20 protein-coding genes and 1 pseudogene are annotated in these 18,802 nt (G+C 65.6%); 14 read left to right on the forward strand and 7 right to left on the reverse strand.

Annotated elements, in window-relative coordinates; translation table 11 throughout:
- Positions 1–101 precede the first annotated feature (101 nt).
- From ACQPZ2_RS11305 to ACQPZ2_RS11315, 3 genes are read left to right on the forward strand one after another with little or no spacing between them, the layout of a single operon-like run.
- Positions 102–929, forward strand: a complete 828-nt coding sequence (locus ACQPZ2_RS11305) for an FAD binding domain-containing protein (protein ID WP_433525492.1) — start codon at positions 102–104, stop codon at positions 927–929.
- Positions 926–3,643 (forward strand): molybdopterin-dependent oxidoreductase, encoded by a 2,718-nt coding sequence (locus tag ACQPZ2_RS11310; protein WP_433525493.1) that lies wholly within the window; start codon positions 926–928, stop codon positions 3,641–3,643. The genes ACQPZ2_RS11305 and ACQPZ2_RS11310 overlap by 4 nt, the downstream gene beginning before the upstream one ends.
- Positions 3,644–3,653: 10 nt before the next feature.
- Positions 3,654–4,625 carry an antibiotic biosynthesis monooxygenase gene (locus ACQPZ2_RS11315; protein WP_433525494.1) on the forward strand — a complete coding sequence of 324 codons (972 nt, stop codon included), beginning with the start codon at positions 3,654–3,656 and terminating at the stop codon, positions 4,623–4,625.
- On the opposite strand, the pseudogene ACQPZ2_RS11320 reads toward ACQPZ2_RS11315, so the two are convergent.
- A pseudogene (locus ACQPZ2_RS11320) lies at positions 4,622–4,939 on the reverse strand (hypothetical protein); the annotation flags it as partial. The gene ACQPZ2_RS11315 and the pseudogene ACQPZ2_RS11320 overlap by 4 nt on opposite strands.
- Before the next feature lie 215 nt (positions 4,940–5,154).
- On the opposite strand from ACQPZ2_RS11320, the gene ACQPZ2_RS11325 reads away from it, so the two are divergent.
- The 3 genes from ACQPZ2_RS11325 (at position 5,155) to ACQPZ2_RS11335 (ending at position 7,150) form a co-directional block, all read left to right on the forward strand.
- The gene (locus tag ACQPZ2_RS11325) at positions 5,155–5,313 is read left to right on the forward strand and encodes a hypothetical protein (RefSeq protein WP_433525495.1); all 159 of its coding nucleotides are present in this window, start codon (positions 5,155–5,157) and stop codon (positions 5,311–5,313) included.
- 330 nt (positions 5,314–5,643) lie between these two features.
- Positions 5,644–6,537 (forward strand): IS982 family transposase, encoded by an 894-nt coding sequence (locus ACQPZ2_RS11330; RefSeq protein ID WP_433523587.1) that lies wholly within the window; start codon positions 5,644–5,646, stop codon positions 6,535–6,537.
- 43 nt (positions 6,538–6,580) lie between these two features.
- Complete coding sequence (locus ACQPZ2_RS11335; protein WP_433525496.1) at positions 6,581–7,150, forward strand: hypothetical protein; 570 nt, start codon at positions 6,581–6,583, stop codon at positions 7,148–7,150.
- Here the strand turns inward: ACQPZ2_RS11335 and ACQPZ2_RS11340 are convergent.
- Positions 7,125–7,931, reverse strand: a complete 807-nt coding sequence (locus tag ACQPZ2_RS11340) for a hypothetical protein (protein ID WP_433525497.1) — start codon at positions 7,929–7,931, stop codon at positions 7,125–7,127. The genes ACQPZ2_RS11335 and ACQPZ2_RS11340 overlap by 26 nt on opposite strands.
- A gap of 60 nt (positions 7,932–7,991) precedes the next feature.
- Entirely contained in the window at positions 7,992–8,438 is a 447-nt protein-coding gene (locus ACQPZ2_RS11345) for a hypothetical protein (protein ID WP_433525498.1), read from the reverse strand.
- 282 nt (positions 8,439–8,720) lie between these two features.
- Here ACQPZ2_RS11345 and ACQPZ2_RS11350 point away from each other — a divergent pair, with 282 nt between their 5' ends.
- Positions 8,721–9,674: an NAD(P)-dependent alcohol dehydrogenase gene (locus ACQPZ2_RS11350; protein WP_433525499.1), complete on the forward strand. Its 954-nt coding sequence runs from the start codon at positions 8,721–8,723 to the stop codon at positions 9,672–9,674.
- Positions 9,675–9,772: 98 nt separating this feature from the next.
- On the opposite strand, the gene ACQPZ2_RS11355 is transcribed toward ACQPZ2_RS11350, so the two are convergent.
- Complete coding sequence (locus tag ACQPZ2_RS11355) at positions 9,773–10,522, reverse strand: nuclear transport factor 2 family protein (protein WP_433525500.1); 750 nt, start codon at positions 10,520–10,522, stop codon at positions 9,773–9,775.
- 63 nt (positions 10,523–10,585) lie between these two features.
- Here ACQPZ2_RS11355 and ACQPZ2_RS11360 point away from each other — a divergent pair, with 63 nt between their 5' ends.
- On the forward strand, positions 10,586–11,182 hold the full coding sequence (locus tag ACQPZ2_RS11360; protein WP_433525501.1) for a TetR/AcrR family transcriptional regulator: 597 nt from the start codon (positions 10,586–10,588) through the stop codon (positions 11,180–11,182).
- A 75-nt stretch (positions 11,183–11,257) separates the two neighbouring features.
- On the opposite strand, the gene ACQPZ2_RS11365 is transcribed toward ACQPZ2_RS11360, so the two are convergent.
- The 3 genes from ACQPZ2_RS11365 to ACQPZ2_RS11375 form a co-directional block, all read right to left on the reverse strand.
- Entirely contained in the window at positions 11,258–11,935 is a 678-nt protein-coding gene (locus ACQPZ2_RS11365; protein ID WP_433525502.1) for a hypothetical protein, read from the reverse strand.
- Positions 11,936–12,096: 161 nt separating this feature from the next.
- Positions 12,097–12,519 carry a tyrosine-type recombinase/integrase gene (locus ACQPZ2_RS11370; RefSeq protein ID WP_433525503.1) on the reverse strand — a complete coding sequence of 141 codons (423 nt, stop codon included), beginning with the start codon at positions 12,517–12,519 and terminating at the stop codon, positions 12,097–12,099.
- A 12-nt stretch (positions 12,520–12,531) separates the two neighbouring features.
- Positions 12,532–12,936 carry an alanine--tRNA ligase-related protein gene (locus tag ACQPZ2_RS11375; protein ID WP_433527392.1) on the reverse strand — a complete coding sequence of 135 codons (405 nt, stop codon included), beginning with the start codon at positions 12,934–12,936 and terminating at the stop codon, positions 12,532–12,534.
- A gap of 342 nt (positions 12,937–13,278) precedes the next feature.
- Here ACQPZ2_RS11375 and ACQPZ2_RS11380 point away from each other — a divergent pair, with 342 nt between their 5' ends.
- From ACQPZ2_RS11380 to ACQPZ2_RS11405, 6 genes are all read left to right on the forward strand, one after another.
- Positions 13,279–14,103 carry a hypothetical protein gene (locus tag ACQPZ2_RS11380; RefSeq protein WP_433525504.1) on the forward strand — a complete coding sequence of 275 codons (825 nt, stop codon included), beginning with the start codon at positions 13,279–13,281 and terminating at the stop codon, positions 14,101–14,103.
- A gap of 36 nt (positions 14,104–14,139) precedes the next feature.
- Positions 14,140–14,292 (forward strand): hypothetical protein, encoded by a 153-nt coding sequence (locus ACQPZ2_RS11385; protein ID WP_433525505.1) that lies wholly within the window; start codon positions 14,140–14,142, stop codon positions 14,290–14,292.
- A gap of 69 nt (positions 14,293–14,361) precedes the next feature.
- Positions 14,362–15,588, forward strand: a complete 1,227-nt coding sequence (locus tag ACQPZ2_RS11390) for a cysteine desulfurase family protein (protein ID WP_433525506.1) — start codon at positions 14,362–14,364, stop codon at positions 15,586–15,588.
- The gene (gene mnmA, locus ACQPZ2_RS11395) at positions 15,588–16,709 is read left to right on the forward strand and encodes a tRNA 2-thiouridine(34) synthase MnmA (RefSeq protein WP_433525507.1); all 1,122 of its coding nucleotides are present in this window, start codon (positions 15,588–15,590) and stop codon (positions 16,707–16,709) included. Before ACQPZ2_RS11390 ends, mnmA begins: the two co-directional genes overlap by 1 nt.
- An 85-nt stretch (positions 16,710–16,794) precedes the next feature.
- A complete protein-coding gene (locus tag ACQPZ2_RS11400) occupies positions 16,795–17,847 on the forward strand; it encodes a methionine synthase (RefSeq protein ID WP_433527393.1) in 1,053 nt (350 codons plus the stop codon).
- A gap of 129 nt (positions 17,848–17,976) precedes the next feature.
- Positions 17,977–18,786, forward strand: coding sequence for an FAD-dependent oxidoreductase (locus tag ACQPZ2_RS11405; RefSeq protein WP_433525508.1), 810 nt, complete (start codon positions 17,977–17,979; stop codon positions 18,784–18,786).
- Positions 18,787–18,802: the final 16 nt, after the last annotated feature.

Genomic DNA, 18,802 nt, shown 5'->3' on the forward strand with positions numbered 1-18,802 from the left:
ACCCAAGGCGAGTACGTGATCGGCGATGACCCCGAAGAGGCGTCGTAGCGTGATCGAACTCGGCGGGCGATCGGCGGCACCTTCCCAGAGGGAGCGGCGCTATGGATCTCAATACGATCACCGATATCGTTCGGCGACCTTTCGACCGACCGGGCGCGGCCTGGTGCGACGGCGACGCGTGGCTGGCCGGGGGGACCTGGTTGTTCTCGACCGAGCAGCCGGAGCTGCGTCGTCTCCTCGATCTCACCGCACTCGGCTGGGACAGCCTGGTGCCGAGCGCCGCTGGCCTGGAGATCGGCGCGACGTGCACCATCCGCGAGCTGAATTCCTTTGCGCCGCTGAGTGACTGGCCCGCCGGGACGCTGTTCACCACGTGCTGTGAGGCGTTCCTGTCCTCGTTCAAGGTCTGGAACACGGCGACGGTGGGCGGCAATATCTGCTTGTCGCTGCCCGCTGGCCCGATGATCACGTTGACGGTCGCGCTCGAAGCCACGTACACGGTGTGGGCTCCCGACGGATCCGAACGCACCGTCGATGCCGCCGACTTCGTCCTCGGGGACCACCGGAACGTCCTCGGCCCCGGCGAGATCCTGCGCCGGATCGATATTCCGGTCGCCGCACTTCGCAAGCGGTGTGCGCATCGGCGCTTCTCCCTGACGCGCCTGGGCCGCTCCACGCTGTTCCTGATTGCCACCCAGTCGCCGGGGACCGAGGACCTGCTGCTCACCATTACCGCGGGCACCACCCGCCCGGTGCGCGTGGCGTTCGACACCATGCCCGACGCCGACGCACTGCGCGAACGCATCGACGCCATCCCCGAAGACCTGTGGTTCAGCGACCCGAACGGCACGCCCGACCACCGGCACCACCTGGCCGGGTACTTCGCTGAGGAGATCCGCGTCGAGCTCAGCGAAGGCGGTCCGCCGTGACATACACCGTGAACGGAAACACCTTTGATGCCGAGCCGAATCCGGGTCAGTGCCTGCGCACATTCCTGCGCTCGCTCGGCTGCCACGGCGTCAAGAAGGGGTGCGACGCGGGCGATTGCGGCGCCTGCACGGTATGGCTGGACGGCGATCCCGTGCACAGCTGCATCACGCCCGCATTCCGTGCCGAGGGACGCACGATCACCACTATCGAGGGTCTCGGTTCACCCGAGGACATGCACCCGATGCAGCGACAGTTCCGCGACGGTCCCGGCTTCCAATGCGGCTTCTGCACCGCGGGCATGATCATGACCACGGTGGCGCTCACCGACGCTCAGCGGCAAGACCTTTCGCGCGCGCTCAAGGGCAACCTCTGCCGCTGCACCGGCTACCGGGCGATCGAAGACGCGGTGCACGGTGTCACCGAGATCGAGGTTGCCCGGCCGGGCCGAGTAATCGGGACCAGCGTCGGAACTCCGGCGGGCGCCGAGGTGGTGACCGGTCGTGCCGAATTCACCATGGACACCGCGATCGACGGAATGCTGCACCTGAAGATGCTGCGCTCCCCGCACGCCCATGCCCGCATCGTGTCGATCGACAAGACCGCGGCGCTCGCGGTTCCCGGTGTGCATCGCGTTTATACCTGGGAAGACGTGCCGCGCAAGCGCTTCACGACCGCGATCCACACCGATCACCTCGTCGATCCCAGCGACACCTACATCCTCGACGACGTGGTGCGCTTCGTCGGTCAACGCGTGGTCGCGGTGCTGGCCGACACCGTCGGGGCCGCGGAGGAGGGCTGCCGCAAGGTGGTCGTCGAGTACGAGGTGCTGCCCGCGGTTTTCGATCCGGAAACGGCGATGGCCGACGGCGCACCCCAACTGCACGGCTCGCACGACCCGTTCATGCACGATCCCGAGCACAACATCCTGCTCGAGATCCACGGGCACGTGGGTGATGTCGAGGCGGGCTTCGCCGAGGCCGATGTGATCCACGAGGGCACGTATTCCTCGCCGCGCGTTCAGCATGCGCATCTCGAGACCCACGGATCGATCGCGTGGATCGAGGACGGTCGCCTGCACGTGCGCACCAGCTCCCAATCGCCTTCCATCGCCAAGAACAAGCTCGGCTATCTCTTCGACCTGCGTCCCGATCAGGTGCGCGTGTTCTGCAAGCGGGTCGGCGGTGCGTTCGGCGGTAAGCAGGAGGTCATCACCGAGGATCTGGCCGCCCTTGCCGCATTGGATACCGGGCGGCCGATCTGTTTCGAGTTCACGCGCGAAGAGGAGTTCACCACGGCCTCACCACGACACCCGATGTCGCTGACGGTGAAGCTCGGTGCACGGGCCGACGGCACACTCACCGCCATCCAGGTCCGCAATGTGTCGAACACCGGCGCCTACGGCAACCACGGCGGCGAGACGCTGTTCGCCGGTGGCGCCGCCGTCGCGGCCTACCGCTGCCCGAACAAGAAGTTCGACGCGTATTCGGTCTATACGAACAGCGTGCCCGGCGGCGCGCTGCGCGGCTACGGCATGACCCAGCCCGCATTCGCGATGGAGTCGGCCATGCACGAGTTGGCGGTCGCGCTCGATATGGATCCGCTCGAGCTGCGGCGGCGCAATATCGTGCGTCCCGGCGATGGCCTCGTCGCATTCGACGACGGGCCGGACGATGTCATGTTCCGTGAGGACGGCCTCGGCCGATGCATCGATCTCGTCGATGACGCGTTGCGGCGCAACGCCGTCGAGCCGCCACCCGGAGCCGACTGGCTCATCGGCACCGGCACCGCGTGCACGCTGCACGAGACCGCGCCCCCGACCGACCATCTCTCCGAGGCCTGGCTGACCCTCGGTGACGACGGCAGCTACCAGCTCGCCGTCGGCACCGTCGAATTCGGCGAGGGCACCCCGACCGCCCACGTGCAGATCGCGGCCGACCGGCTCGGCACCACACCGGCAAGGGTGCGCCTGGTGCAATCCGATACCGACCGAACGGGTTTCGATACCGGCGCATTCGCCAGCGCGGGTCTTTTCGTCGCAGGGAACGCGGTGCTGCGGGCTGCCGAGGCGCTGCGCGATCGCATGCTGTTCTTGGCGGCCGAACATACCGGTGTCGATATCGCTTCGTGTGCGATGGACGACACCGGGATCGTCTGCGGTGACAGCCGCGTATCGCTCTCGGAGCTGATCGAGGTGGCGCGCGGTCGCGGCATCCGATTGACCGAGGCGCGCAAGGCCTTCGGGTCACCGCGCAGCGTCGTCTTCAACACCCACGGCTTCCGGATCGCCGTGCATCGGATGACGGGTGAGATCCGCATCCTCTACAGCGTGCACGCGACCGACGCCGGCGTCCTCATCAATCCGGCGCAGGTGCGCGGCCAGATCGAGGGCGGTGTCGCGCAGGGCATCGGTTTCGCGCTGACCGAGAACTTCCACGTCGACGCGAACGGCGCGATGGTCAACCCGAACCTGCGCAACTACCGCATCCCGGCCTACGCCGACATTCCCCGCACCGAAGTACTGACGGTCGACTCCGCCGATTCCGTCGGGGCGATGCACTCGAAAGGCATCGCGGAGTGCTGCGTCAACCCGGTCGCGCCCGCGCTGGCCAATGCGCTGCAGGACGCGACGGGCGTCCGATTCCGCGCGCTGCCGCTCACGCCCGAGCGCATCTATCGGCGACTCATACCGGTTCCGGTCCGACCCGAGCCGTGAGGAGACTGGGATGGGAGCCGGGAAGCTCACCGATAACGCGGCGACGGTCATCATCGGACAGAAGGTGCGCCCGGGTTCCGAAGAGGCCTTCAGGTCCTGGCAAGAGGATCTGAACGCCGTGGCATCGGGTTATCCGGGATTCCTCGGAGCCGAGATCGCCGCTCCCACCGCGGTGCAGCCCGAATGGGTCGTGGTCTACCGCTTCGACTCCGTCGGTCGTCTACAGGATTGGATAAATAGCGCCACCCGTCAGGAATTCCTGGACAGCGGGCAGCGGTACTTCGACGGCCCCGCCACCCAGCAGGTCATCAGCGGCGGCACGCGACCGGTGGATCCCCTCGTGACGGTCGTGGTGACCCATCGCGTGATGCCCGACAGCGTCGCGGATTTCCTTGCGTGGCAAGCAGATCTGAGCCGGGAGGAGGCGAAATTCGAAGGCTTCCGCGGCACCGAGCTGTTCCGTCCGATCGAGGGTGTGCAGGACGAGTGGACGGCGCTCTACCGCTTCGATACCGCGGCGAACCTGGCCACTTGGCTCACTTCGAAGCGGCGGCAAGAGCTCCTCGCCGAGGGCGAGAAGTTCAGCGACTTCGAGCTGCGCACCATCGATAACTCGTTCGGCAGCTGGTTCGCCTTCGACGAGAACGGCAACGAGACTGCGGCTCCGTCGGATACCAAGACCGCCATCGCCGTATGGGTGGGCCTCTATCCGACCGTCGTGTTGCTCACCCTCGCGCTGTCACCCCTGAGGATGCCGCTCTGGCTGGGGTTGCTGATCGGCAACTTGTTGTCCAGTTTCGTCATGAGTTTCTTCACGATGCCGTACTACGTGAACCGGTTGCTGCGACGGTGGCTGAGACCGCCTCCGGACACACCGGCCGCCGAGACGAACCGCCATGGCGTCGCCATTGTCGTCGCCGTCATGCTGGCCTGGGTCGTCATCTTCTATGTAGTGACGACCAAGCTGTGGTCGTTGCCCTAACGGCCACCCAGCGGTGCGGGCCCAGTCGGTGCCGGAATCGTGCTCGATAGCATCGGTGTCAGCGTCGTGGCGTGCGGGTCGGCCCGGTTCAGTCCGAACTTTCGGATCTCGGCCGGTCCGCTGACGAGCAGATCCGCGCCGGAGGTCGTACTGGTGGTCCCGACCCGCACACCGCTGTCCGCAGGCGCATCGGTGAACGGGACGAACGACGCGATCTCCCGGAACGTGACCGTGCTCGAATGATGGTTCGGGCTCTCGGTATACATCGCGGGCTGCCCGTCGAGCCGCGACCCGCTCGACCACACGCGCACTGACCTACAGGCAAACCTGCCTCGTCGGCGGGAGCCTCGATCCGACAGAAGCTGTCCGCGATGCTGCCCCAACGCAAACCCATCGCGCAGACTCCTCTTGTCGCCGTGGGCTACATCAATTGTCAGCAGGCCCCCGTCGGAGCGACGCTAGGGAGGCTCGGCTGGCCGTTGCGTGCGCGGGCAGAGAGTTCGGATACCTCTGGGGCGGAACATATCTCGTGCAGACCAGCGAGAAGAAGACCGTCGCCGCACTGGCCCGGCGCGCGGAGACGGACCCCTCCGTCGAGATCGTCGTCGTCCCCGATACCCACCACCTCCGCGACCAAGACGAGCCCGCGACCCCTGCTCGCCGCATTCGGGTCTTCACGCTGCGATAGTGCCTGATCCGGCGCAGGAGTTGTATGGCGCTCTCTGGCCGGACCATCGAATGAGACGAGGGCACACTGCCAGCACCCGGCTGTCCGACGCGACGGACATTGCGCCGGGCAGGCGGTACGCCGGGGCGCAGTAGCGTTCAGGCGGCCCAGTCGCGCCGCGTCTGTCCAGTGCGTCGGTGTCCTAGTCTTCCAATGTAGGGAGTTCTCGGGCTTCCCGATTCTGCGATGAGACAAGCTTCGACCGGATTGGTAAGGAGGTGGGCCCCTAGACGAGTAAGTCCGAAGGCCCCGTGATGCCCGGACATGGCGGAGGGCGTCGAAGATCATTGTGTGACGAACGATCTGGACGCCCTCCTGACCGCACTGTACGTGAAGATCGATGATGAGTTGACCGGACCGCGGTGGACTGGGCGGCCTCCGGTGTTGACCGATTCGGAACTGGTGTGCCTGGCGGTGGCGCAGTCGCTGCTGGGGTTTACCTCCGAGGCGCACTGGCTGCGGTATGCCCGCAAGCATTTGACCGGCATGTTTCCGTATCTGCCGCAGCAGTCCGGCTACAACAAGCGGCTTCGGGCGGCTCTGGGCTTGGTCAAGCGGGTCGTTCGGATGCTGGCGCGGTCGAGTGATTTCTGGCTCGATGACTGCTGGATCGTGGACTCGACCCCGATACCGTGCGGGATGTCCCGACCCACAGTGGCGCGCTCGGAGCTGGCCGGGTGGGCCGGTTACGGCTACTGCGCGTCGCATTCACGGTTCTACTGGGGTTTGAAACTGTATCTGGTGTGTACCCCGGCGGGGATGCCGATCATGTGGGCCTTAGCAGACCCGAAAATCGGTGAACGCGAGGTGCTTTCGGCGATGCTCGAGGTCGACGCGGTCGTGGCGGGTGAGCACGACGGGATTCTGTTGATCTGCGACAAGGGTTTCGCGGGCCGTGATTTCGAGACACTGCTGGGCGAGTACGGGATCACCATGCTGCGGCCATCCCGCAAGGATGAGAAGGCCCGTTACGGTGAACCGCTGCTGAAGAAGGTGCGGCAGTTGATCGAGTCGGTCAACGACACCCTCAAAGGGCAACTCGACCTGGAAGACCACGGCGGACGCTCCTGCCAGGGCGTCGCGATCCGCGTCGCCCAACGCGTGCTGGCGATGGCCGCCGCGATCTGGCACAACCACACGATCGCCGCACCGGTCACCCGCTCACTGATCGCCTACGACCACTGACCAGGCTTCGGACTTACTCGTCTAGGCTCGTACTGTGGCAGGTATGGCGGGTGATGTGGCGGCTTGGGTTCCAGTGGCCGTGGCCGGGTTGGGGTTTGCGGGAGTGCTGGGGGCGCAGATCATCGGTTCGTGGCGGGAGGATCGGCGGTGGCGACGGGATCGCAGTCGGTATGAGGGGGATCGGCGGTATCAGGCGCGGCAGGAGGCGTATGCGCTGCTGCTGGGCGCGATCGAATATTGGGACACCACAGTGCATCCCGTGTGGAAGGCTTTGGCCGCAGGCGCGGTCTCGGCGGACGATGATCTCGAAAAGCTGAGGCACGCAGCCGATGCCGCGACTAGGGCGTTGGGGTTGGCGGTGCTGGTTTCGCCAGAGAAGACTCGCGGACTGATCCGCGAAGCGCTCGTTCCGCGGTTGGAATACACCGAGCTACTGGTGGCAGGCGAGGCGACTGGGGAAGAGCTCGACCGGAATTGGCGTATCTGCCAGGAGAACTATCGGACTCTGCGGGCGCTGATGCGCGACGATCTGGGGTTCGATGCCGAAAACGACTTTCTCCGAAGGGCTTTGACGCGCCGCCCGCGGGTCAGTCGCGCCATCGGTGATGGATGATCGCCGCTACCGCGGGCGGACAGTCGTCACGCTGAGCCAGCTCCAGGGACATACTTGTGGGACGGGTTCGCTCGTAGACGGTGAACGACAGGCCGATAGCCTCGTTCATCCCGGGCCCCGACACCGGCCACAGTTCATCCTTGACCCAGGAGCCGAATTCTGGTGATTGGATCATTCTGCCCAGGATGACCTTGTTGACCACATCGACGATGTTCTTGCCCACATCCGCGCAGTCCCAGCCGATCAACGCGTCGCGGACGACCGAATCCACCTCGCTGGACGGGAGCGTACGTTGCGCGAGCATGCCGATCGCATCCGCCCACAGATTGAAGACCGAGGTGATGGCTTCCTTCGAACCCACACGATCGGCTGCGAGCAATGCCGGAATCTTCAGCACCACGGCCGACAGACCATTGATGACACGGCGGACTCGTTCGGCGTCGGTCCATTGTAGGTTGATCAGCCGCGCCGACAAGCTCACCAGTTCCCGCCCGACATCGCGATTCTCGCCCTGCTCCACACGCAGCTCAGCGAATCGCGCGATTCGACCCTCGAGCATTGCCCGAGTTCGGTTCCGGCGGTCCTCGCCCTTGCTGGCAACCATAGCCCGGAACATCGGAGCGTGTTCGGCAAGGAACGCTGCGGGCGTGCTGCCGGCGAGCCAGGCATCGAGCGTGCTCCCGACCACCTGCGCTCCGTTTACTCGCTCGGCCCAATAGTTCTCGATGAACTCGGCCAGTAGATCCGCATGCAGATCCACATCGGCGCCGGCCAGAATCACTCGAGCCGTCCAGATCACGCGCGGGTCGATGGGTTCCCACTCGGCCAGCTTCGCGATCAGCTACTGCCGCACCGGTTTCGCGAGCCGTCGCGCAATACGACTCGACAATGTCGCCCTGGCACCCACCGATCGCCGGTTGGGCCGGTTGTGGTCGTCGCCGCCTTGACTGGAAACTTCTGCCAGTCGCGTGGCGACCAGGTCCGGGAACTCGTCGGCGACAAGTTTGGCCGTGTTCACCCAGCGACCGCGGGAGACAAGCTCATCCGCGTCGATTACCGCGGACAGCAACCCGTCCCGCACGGTCGGATCGCTTGCTAATCCGGTAATGAGCTTGATCTGTGCGTTGTTCCAGCGTGCAGGCAGATCCGCCGAAAGGAGTTCGCGCCAGTCCGTCCATCGTCGGCTCGTCCTGGCCTGGCTCGCGAGGTCGTAAGTCGTTGCGATGAAGGTGGAGGCGTATTCCTTTGCGCCGCCGGGTTTTCCAGTATTCGGTGAGGGCGGGATCATCCCATCGGCAGGGCCCTCTTTACGGACATCGACGAAGGTTCACGCGATTCACCCGTCCGGCCTGCCCCTGACAACCGAAACCGAATTCGGCCCTCCTATCTGCGAGTTCACTCGCATCGTGCGGTTTCGTGTCGCAACGGCAATACAGGACGTTGCTGGTGTGCGGGAGTGGGTTCGGCGAGTCGTGGGATGCCAACGCACAGTTCGTCGGTCGCGGGGCGGGCAGCCAACTAGAGTCTGGCGTGTGTCAGACTGTCGCTCGATCCTCAGTGTCGGCATCGCATGAGGGCCATCGTGTACGACCGCTACGGCGGCCCTGAGGTGCTGTCGCTCGCGGAAGTCCCGGTACCTTCCCCGGGGCCGAAACAAGTGCTCGTCCAGGTGCACGCGACGTCGGTCAACCTCTCCGATTGGGAGACCCTGCGGGGGACACCGCTGTATTCGCGCATCGGCGGGCTCCGGGCACCCGGACGCCCCGTTCTGGGATCCGACATCGCTGGACGGGTCGAGGCCGTTGGCTGCGAGGTCACTTTGTTCGCGCCGGGTGAGGAGGTCTACGGCGACAATCTCACGCTGAAGGGCGGGTTCGCGGAATATGCCGTGGCTCCCGAATCAGCGCTGGCCCGCAAACCGGCGTCGCTGAGCTTCGCCGAGGCGTCGACCCTGCCGCAAGCCGGGGCGATCGCACTGCAGGGCACGGCCGGTATCACCGCCGGTATGTCGGTGTTGATCAACGGCGCGGGCGGGGGCTCGGGAGCGTTTGCGATCCAGTTGGCCAAAAGCGCAGGCGCGCACGTGACCGGGGTGGACAACGCCGCCAAACTCGCGTTCATGCGCACGCTCGGCGCCGACGAGGTCATCGACTATCGCGCCGAGGACTTCACCCGAACCGGGCCGTACGACCGGGTACTCGATCTCGTCGCCCACCGATCGATCTTCGCGTATCGCAGGTCGGTCGCACGCGGCGGCCGCTACCGCTGCGTCGGCGGCACCACACGCGCGTTGCTGCGGATGACGACGGTCGGCGTGGTCGCCGGGATGGTGACCGGCCGCGGGCTCGGGGTCCTCGCGGTGAAGGAAGGGCCCGCGCACTTCACACCCCTAGCGGAGTTGTGTGTCGCGGGCCGAATCGCTATCCACACCGACCGCAGTTTCACGCTCGACGAGACCGCGGCCGCGCTGGCCCATGTCGGCGCGGGCCGCGCCCTCGGCAAAGTGGTGGTCGAGATCCGCTAATCGCAGCCTCGCCAGCCGCCCCACCAAGCTGGCTCTAGCGAACTCGAGTGCGCGCTCATGCCGATTGCCGGATGGTCTCGGCCGCCGGGGTGCACACGTCAACCCGCTCGACGGCCGGCGAGCAGGCGCAACGCCGACGACGCACGTGTTGCCATGGCCGCGCCTCGCATCAGCCGGCGGAAGGACTTGCTCGACGGCCCTGGCAGCAGTCCGGCGAGCTGGACCGCGTCGATGAGGTCGTAGAGGGTCTCTCCCTCAGCCATTACATTGTCGGTGTTGAAGGTGTAGCGATCGACGGCGGTGCACTGCACGAACGCGCCGTTACCAGGTATCGAGATCGCCTTGTCGTCGTAGGGATGCAGTTTCAGTGGGCCGACGAGGTGACCGGAACCGAAGTATCTGACCACCATTCGCACGGTGCCGTCGGGTGCGATATCGACGTAGGACTGGCCAGGGATCGGATCGTATCGCCAGTCGGGGATGGCGTCGAAGAAGGCGAAGTTGTACTTCACGAATTCGTCGAGACCCACCATCGTGGCGCCCAGGGTGGTGACATCCTTGTAGCGCAGATTCTCGGCGTAGAGCTCGTGGTTGTGACTCATGTCCCGGGCCTGCCAGCTCCACCAGTACTTCTTGGCCCAGTCGAGCGTCCAGGCGATGTCGAGGCCGTGCTCGCGGTAGAAGGCGATCTTCTCCTCGTATTCGTCGAACCACGCCGAAGTCATGGCGGACAATTCGGACTCGTCGAGGACCCGCACCGGCTCGGCGCGGTTGGTCAGGATGCGCGGGATGGGTTGGGCCAACCGCGGCTGGGCCAGCGCTTCCTGAAACTTGGCCTCGTTGAACATCGACTCTCCTGAAATCGGGAACCAACTGCTTCCGAATGTAATCCTCACTGTTATCGTGGTTTTGTGTCAAGGAGCTATGGCGGCAGATCTGCGGAGGATCGCACCGCCGGCCGCCGTTCTCGCCTGATCGACGCCGGAATGACGGTGGTCGGAACCCAGGGAGTGGCCGCCCTGGGCATGCGGGCGGTGTGCCGCGAGGCCGAATTGAGCCAGAAGTTCTTCTACGAGAGCTTCGTCGACACAGACGCCCTGCTCTACGCCGTATATGGTGCCGCGCTGTCCCGATTGGAAGAGGTAGTGCAACCCGCACTCCTTACTGGCAACCTGGCCGGGATCATCGATGCCGCCGCCCAGTTGATGGAACGCGATCCGCGAATCTGCCGGATCCTGCTGATCGAGCCGATTGCCGATCAGCGCCTGCGGGTGCACGTTCGGGCCCTCGCCCCGGCATTCGGCCCGCTTCTCCTGGGCGGGATCGTCTCGGGTGACCCGGGTGATCCGCAGGTCCGGATGCGCTACTCCGCGCTGTCGGGTGCGATCATTTCGCTCTTCATCGAATGGACCGAGGGCAATCTCGGCGACGATCGTGATGCCTTTGTGGCACATGTCGCCTTGGTTGCCGAACAATTGACGGGCGTCGCCCGACCCCGCCCGATGTGACCTGGCACGAGCACCTCGAGCATCGGGAACCTCGGTCGAGGCCGACAATCGGGCCGCGATCCGGCTGTATCGCCGTCACGGATTCGCCGACAAGGCACGCTCGCCCGACGACGTCGGCGAACGGCGCATATTGAGGTCGATAACCGTGAACCAGACGCCCGACGCCGCGATGTCCCGTGGAAATCCACGACCTACTACCCCAGCAGGTGATCTATGGCAGGCGAGCTCGAAGCATCGATACGATCCATCTTCACAGAGGGGGAAACGATCGAGCTGGAGTCCTGCCGTCACGAGGTGAATCCGCATCGATCCTTCAGCGCCCGCGACCTGGTCATCAGTTGGGCATTGCACGTCGACAAGATCGACCGTGATCGCTTCAAAAGTGCTGATGATCGCAGCATTTGGGGTGGATACGATCTCGTGGCGGCGATGTCGATGCGCGACTTCCTGGCGGGGTGCATCGACCGGCTTCCGGAACCGTTGCGCGGCAAGGTAGTTGCCACCACCGAAAAGTACGATCGGCAGTACCGTTCGATAACTGCCGCTGATGACGACGGCCTGATGGAACGGTTCACGGATGGCGAACTGTCCTCGGCTCCGTGGTGGTGGCATCGAATTCCGGACCGTGGTCCTACGCTCGACGAATTGGTGAACTGACAACGCGGGCGTCTCCGGGGCCTCCGGCCGGGGCATCCACCACAAGGCATGGTCGACTGCCGGTTGTGGGTCATAGCGGGGTGTGATGGTTTCCAATGTCCGGTTTTCCCAGGTTCGAGCCCTTGGCGGGACGCACGGAACACGGGAACACAGTCGACCTGTTGTTTTCGGGTAGACAGCTGGCTATCGAGGCTGGTTACCAGCTGTAATTGGTCTGCTGTCGCGCGTGGCCGTGTTCGGGGGCGTTGGCAGGTGGGCTACGAATCCGGTACGTCACGCTTTACGGCCTCGATCACTTCCATGTAGATATCCGTCATCACCGTGATCGAGCTATGCCGCAAGATCTTCTGCACCGTTGCTGCCTCCACGCCCATCGTGAACAACAGCGTCGCGCACGAATGCCTCAGATCCTGCACCCGCACCTGCGGAACTCCCGCCTTCTCGCGCAACCGAGGAAACATGCGATTCACGTTGAGGGCAACGAGTTCTGTCTCGACTGAGGGCTGCGAGCGTGGCACCTTCGCGTGAATCCAACGGCGATCAGCTCGAATAGCGCAATGCCGCACAACAACGAAGCCGCAGGTCGATGACCTGCGGCTTCGACAGCGGGTGGGCCCTAACGCTTCTCGTGCACGCTGATGCCGCTTACGGCGCTGATCGGATCGGCCATGGCCTGACACAGTCCTGACATGTCAACTGACACCGGCTTCGGTGTTCGGGTACATCACGAGATCGCGGGGCAGGCCGTGGGTGTCGTGCAGGTAGTGGTAGTCGTCGTCGGTCAATGGGCCGGTGAAACGGCTGTGGGACAAGACTTTTCGTCCGCGCTGGAGCAGCAGATCGAATTTGCGTTCCTCATCGAGCAGGATGGTGCGCACCTCGTGGGAGTGAACAGATTGCCGGATGTGCCCGAGGGTGTGTTCCACAAGCTCGATCGGCAGGTCGGACAGGGTGCGGGTCGGATCGTCGCGCCACAGCGTGGTCAGGGTGCGGCGGATCAAACGGCGGAGTATATGACCGCGACCGGACGGGGATGGGGTGACCCGGTCGCCGAGGACAATGATGCTGGATCGCAGATGGTCCGACAGCAGTCGCAGCGACCGGTTCGTCCAGCGGACCCCAGATTCGGGGCAGGGTCCTCAGCCAGGGCTGGAAAACGTCGATCTCGAAGAAGGACTGCGTGTTCTGCAGGATTCGCACCAGCCGTTCCAAACCCAGGCCGGTGTCGATGCCGGGCCGGCGGTGTATCGACTGGCCGACTATCTAGACCAGCACGGTGGCATTCTCCGCGCCGAGCAGGTTCCCCCATCCCATTTTGGGAAGCTGCCGCCCTCCACGCACACCCCGATGACCTGTGGTCCCTGGGCGCGGCCGCCTATAGACGTGGTCTCTATCGTGACGCTGCACAGCTGTGGAAGAACGGATCACGCTACGGTGAGATGTCCGGGGCAGCTTGGCTGCTTCGTACGCTCCATCGCGTAGGCACTCTGGATGAACAACCCACAGGCTGGGTTGTTCGGAATGCGATCACGGAAGACCCGGCGAACGTAGCCACGCTGATGGGTGCACTTCGAGAGATCGGTGCAACCACGCAGACCGATGAATTTGCCCACCGCGTCGCCACTGAGGCGACCCTCAATAACCTATCCCGGATCACCCAACTAATGGGTGTTTTGCATACGCACGGTGTGACCGCGCAGTTCGACGAACTTGCCCGCCGCGCAGTCGCGGAGACCGATCTCGAAAACGCCGCCGATGTCACCCAGCTCGTGGAGGCTCTACACAGAGCCGGCATGGTCGAGCAACTTGGTGCGTGTTATGTGCGCCTCGCGACTGTGGTCGCTTCCAATGACCTATCCCGGATTGCTCAGCTGGTGGATGCGTTGCATGCGGCTGGCGCAACCAAACCGGTCGACGAACTCGCCCGCCGCGCCGCCAGTGGCGTCCCCCTCGACGACGTCTTCCGTGTCGCCCGGTTAGTGGATGCACTCCGCGCCGCCGGTGCAACCGAACAGGTCAGCGAACTCGCCCGCCGCGCCGATGCCGAGGCCCCCCTCGAAACTGCCAGCGGTGTCGCCCGCCTTGTTGCCGCCCTACACACAGCTGGCGCGATAGTCCAGACCAGCAAACTCGAGCAAAGATCAGCCGCAGCTGGATGGTTCCATTACTCCCTTCAGGTAATGGCTGATCCGGGCCGTTATCGGTTCGGCCGGGAACCTGACGAGGACGCCGCCGATCCTTGGTCTTGGGACGACTTGGCTTAGCGGCGCCGCTCGCCGAAACCAACAAATGCTGCAGCTATGACTCCCACCGCTGCCGGACCACTTCGGCTCACGACCGCCCTGGTAGACGGACAGCAGGCGCAGGCGTTGATGCTGGGAGAGGCGTTGGTGCCGGGGTTGAGGGAATACCGTCGCGCCCGGCTCGGCTTGCATGTGGTGGGTGAATCGTAGACAAATCGTAGACAGCGGCGGGATACCCCGAAGATATGCAGGTCAACGGTGGGATAGGGTTTGTAGGTCATGAAGTCGGCTTTTGCGGGTCCGGTCCATGGGGCGCCCCAGACGGTCTACCTCGATCATGCGGCGACCACTCCGATGGTGCCTGCCGCGATCGAGGCGATGACGGCTGCCCTCGGGATGGCGGGCAATGCCTCGTCACTGCACGGTTCGGGACGTGCGGCCCGGCGGATGCTGGAGGAGGCACGCGAGTCGATCGCCGCCGATCTGGGCGCCCGGCCATCGGAGGTGATCTTCACCTCCGGCGGGACCGAGAGCGACAATCTGGCGATCAAGGGCATCTACTGGGCCCGCCATGATGCCGAACCGCGCCGGACCAGGATTATCGCGGGTTCGACCGAACATCACGCCGTCATCGATGCCGTCGAGTGGCTGGAGCAGCACGAGGGCGCGCAGGTGACCTGGCTGCCGGTCGACTCCGACGGTGTGGTGTCGCCGCGGGTGCTGCGGGCCGCGCTGGCCGAACATGTCGACGAGGTCGCACTGGTGTCCATCATGTGGGCCAATAACGAGGTCGGCACCATCGCGCCGATCGTCGAATTGGCCGCGGTGGCACAGGAATTCGGCGTGCCCATGCACAGTGACGCGATCCAGGCCGCCGCGCAGCTGCCGATCGATTTCGCGGCGAGTGGGCTTTCGGCGGCGAGTTTCGCCGGGCACAAGGTCGGTGGACCGCATGGTGTCGGCGTGCTGCTGCTCGGCAGGCAGGTGCCGTGTGTGCCGCTTATGCATGGCGGCGGGCACGAGCGCGATCTGCGCTCCGGGACTTCCGATACCGCCGCGGCCGTCGGACTCGCCACCGCACTGAACTACACGGCGACCGAGTTGCCGACGCGCACAAAGGAATTGACCGCGCTGCGGGACGAGTTGATCAAGGGCATCCGCGACGCCGTTCCGGATGCGGTGCTGAGCGGTCCGGACGGTGCGCGTCGGTTGCCGGGCAATGTGCACTTCACTTTCCCCGGCTGCGAAGGTGATTCGCTGCTGATGCTGCTGGACGCGGCCGGGATCGAATGCTCCACCGGGTCGGCCTGCAATGCGGGTGTGGCCACCCCGAGTCACGTGTTGATCGCCATGGGCGTGCAGCCGTGGCAGGCCCGCGGTTCACTGCGCTTTTCGTTGGGGCACACCTCGACGCGTGCCGATGTGGACGCGGTGCTGAATGTCTTGCCTCAGATTGTGGAAAGGGCCATGGCCGCGGGTCTGGCCGGTGCGAAGGGAGGTGTCTGATGCGGGTACTCGCCGCGATGAGTGGTGGTGTGGATTCGGCCGTGGCGGCGGCGCGTGCCGTCGACGCCGGTCACGAGGTGGTCGGCGTACATCTGGCGCTGTCCGCGACACCGGGCACCCTGCGCACCGGTTCGCGCGGTTGCTGCTCGAAGGAGGACGCGGGCGACGCCAGGCGGGCCGCCGACGTGCTCGGAATTCCCTTCTATGTCTGGGATTTCGCGGACCGCTTCAAGGAAGACGTGATCGACGATTTCGTCGCCGCTTACGCCGCGGGTGAGACGCCCAACCCATGCCTGCGCTGCAACGAGAAGATCAAGTTCTCCGCCCTCGCCGACCGCGCGGTGGCCCTCGGTTTCGACGCCGTGGTCACCGGCCATTACGCCCGGCTCCAGGACGGTGTACTGCGCCGTGCCGTCGATGCCGACAAGGACCAGTCCTACGTGCTCGCGGTGCTGACCGCGCAGCAGCTGTCGCGGGCCATGTTCCCGGTCGGCGACACCCCCAAGCCGCAGATTCGCGCCGAGGCCGCCGAGCGCGGGCTCGCGGTGGCGAATAAGCCCGACAGCCATGACATCTGCTTCATCCCGTCCGGTGACACCCGGGCCTTCCTCGGCGCGAAGATCGGCATCCGGCCGGGTGCGGTCGTCGACTCCGACGGGCAGGTGCTCGCGAATCACGAAGGCGTGCACGGGTTCACGATCGGTCAGCGCAAGGGGCTCGGACTGCCGGGCCCGGCTGCCGATGGCAAGCCGCGCTATGTCACCGAGATCGATCCCGACTCCGGCACCGTCCGCGTCGGCTCGGCCGAGGATCTGCAGGTGTGGACCGTAACGGCCGAGCGCGCCATCTGGACCTCCGGCGCTGCGCCCGAGGGGCCGATCGAGTGCGTGGCGCAGGTGCGCGCGCACGGTGGAACCGCAGCGGCCGTGGCCGAGGCGGTCGGCGACGGGCTGATCGTGCGACTGCGCGAGCCGCTGACCGGTGTGGCCCGCGGCCAGGCCGTCGTGCTGTATCGCCCGGATGCGTTGGGCGACAAGGTGATCGGCAGCGGCACCATCACCGGCACCGCGCGCGATGCGTCGGATTCTGTGAGTAGTGCGGGCGCGAGCACAAGGCAGTGAGCGAGCGTCAGCGACTGAGCCATCGACACAGCGTGCAATCGCGTACCACGGAGCCGAGCGTCAGCGAGGCGCGGTCGTGAGTGAAATCGCCAAGGAATCAGCCGAAATCCCGGCGAAGGAACCTGTGCGGATTCCGGGCGGGATCGCGACCGCGGTCGGTTCCTGGCCGGGGACCGATCCGCGGGAGGCCGCGGCGACCATCATCGGTGAGTTGCCGGATCTGCCGCATCTGGTCGAATTGCCCGGGCGCGGTGTGGGTTCGGACATGATCGGCCGCGTCTCGGCACTCCTGGTCGATATGCGATTCGACACCACCACGCGGGGTTATCGGCTGGCGGCCAGGCCCGGTGCCGTCTCGCGGCGTGCGCGCGATCTGCTCAGGTCGGATCTTGACGCACTCGAAGAGGCTTGGGCGACAACGGGTTCGGTAGGCACGGTCAAACTGCAGGCCACCGGTCCGCTGACGCTCGCGGCCCAACTCGAACTCCCCGTCGGACACCGGGTCCTCACCGATTCCGGTGCGGTTCGCGATATTTCGGAATCTCTGGCCGAAGGTCTCGCCCAGCACGTGGACGAGGTGCGCAAACGTCTCGGCGCGGAAGTCGTTCTGCAACTGGATGAACCATCACTGACCGATGTGCTGAACGGCTCCCTGCGCGGCGTCAGCGTGCTCAACACGGTGCGCGCGGTCCCCGAACCGGAGGCGCTCGCGGTGCTGGATGCGGTCATCACCGCGCAGGCCGCCCCGGTCCTGGTCCACACCTGCGCCGACGCGCCCGCCCTATCCGTCCTCCGCAGCAGCGCGGCCACCGCCATCGGCTTCGATATGGCCACCATCAGCACCCGCGCACTCGACGATATCGGCGAAACCCTCGACGCGGGAAAGCAATTGGCTCTCGGCCTCGTCCCGACCACGCCACCCGGCAAACCCCCGACCTGGCGCGATATCGCCGAACCCGGCGTCCGACTCATCGACCGCCTCGGCCTGCGTCGCACCGTCCTGGCCTCGCAGATCCTGGTCGCCCCCGCCTGCGGCCTGGGCGGTGCCCCACTCGAATGGGCCCGCCGAGCCCTCCGCCTCTCCACCGAGGTAGCCCGCGCCTTCGCCGAAGAGCCGGAGTCCCTGGACTTCTCCTGACGCCCGGCGCCGCCGATTGCTATCGTCGTAGGTACGGACGCGCGAAGACCACGGGCCGGTATGGGTTAGTCCGGTCAGCCTTCCGCTTCACACCGCACGCAGAGTGCGACCTGTGCGTCCCTTCCGTCGTTGTGCGCAAAGGGAGCGTCATGGCAGCGAGACGGCCGAGTCGTCGCATATTTCGCGGACGGCGGCCGCGCGGATGGTGATGTCCTGGTCGCCGCAGACGGCGTGAACTCCACTGTGCGACAGCAGTACCTGCCGCATGCGCGGACCGCCGACACCGGGGTGCGCCAGCTGTACGGCGCGGTGCCGCTCACCGACCGCACACGGGATCTGTTCGACGACAATATGTTCGGCGTTTTCAGCGCGATCACCGGTCCGGAGCGCACCTACCTCGGCGTCGCGCCGGTCGAGTTTCCCGTGCCGCCGCAGCATGCTGGCGCGGCGGCAGGCCTTACGCTGCTGCCGGTATCGGACTACATGACATGCTCTTTCGGTGCGCGGAGGGAATGGTTCGAGGATTCGGCGGACGTGCTGCGTGCGATGAACGGCGCGCAATTGCACGCCATCATGACCGCAGCGACCCGGGACTGGCATCCGCGGGTCCGCGAGATCGTCGCACGCTGCCAACCGGATTCACTGTTCGCGCTGCCACTGCGCACCAGCGTGCCGATCGACCCGTGGCCGACCACCCCTGTCACTCTGCTCGGCGATGCGATCCACGCGATGAGCCCGGCCGCGGGCTCCGGCGCGTGTACGGCACTGCGCGATGCGGCACGGTTGACCATCGCCCTGACCGAGGCGCGCGCGGGCGGCGATCTGATCGCCGCCTTGCGCGCGTACGAGACGGAGATGATCGGCTATGGATTCGCGGCGGTGCGGGCGGGCGCTATCGACGGGCAACGTCACCTCGGACAGGATCCGCTGCCCGGATAGTCCGCCGCGACGTGCG

Origin of the sequence: Nocardia pseudovaccinii, assembly GCF_050942345.1 — a bacterium.
GTDB classification, from domain to species: domain Bacteria; phylum Actinomycetota; class Actinomycetes; order Mycobacteriales; family Mycobacteriaceae; genus Nocardia; species Nocardia pseudovaccinii.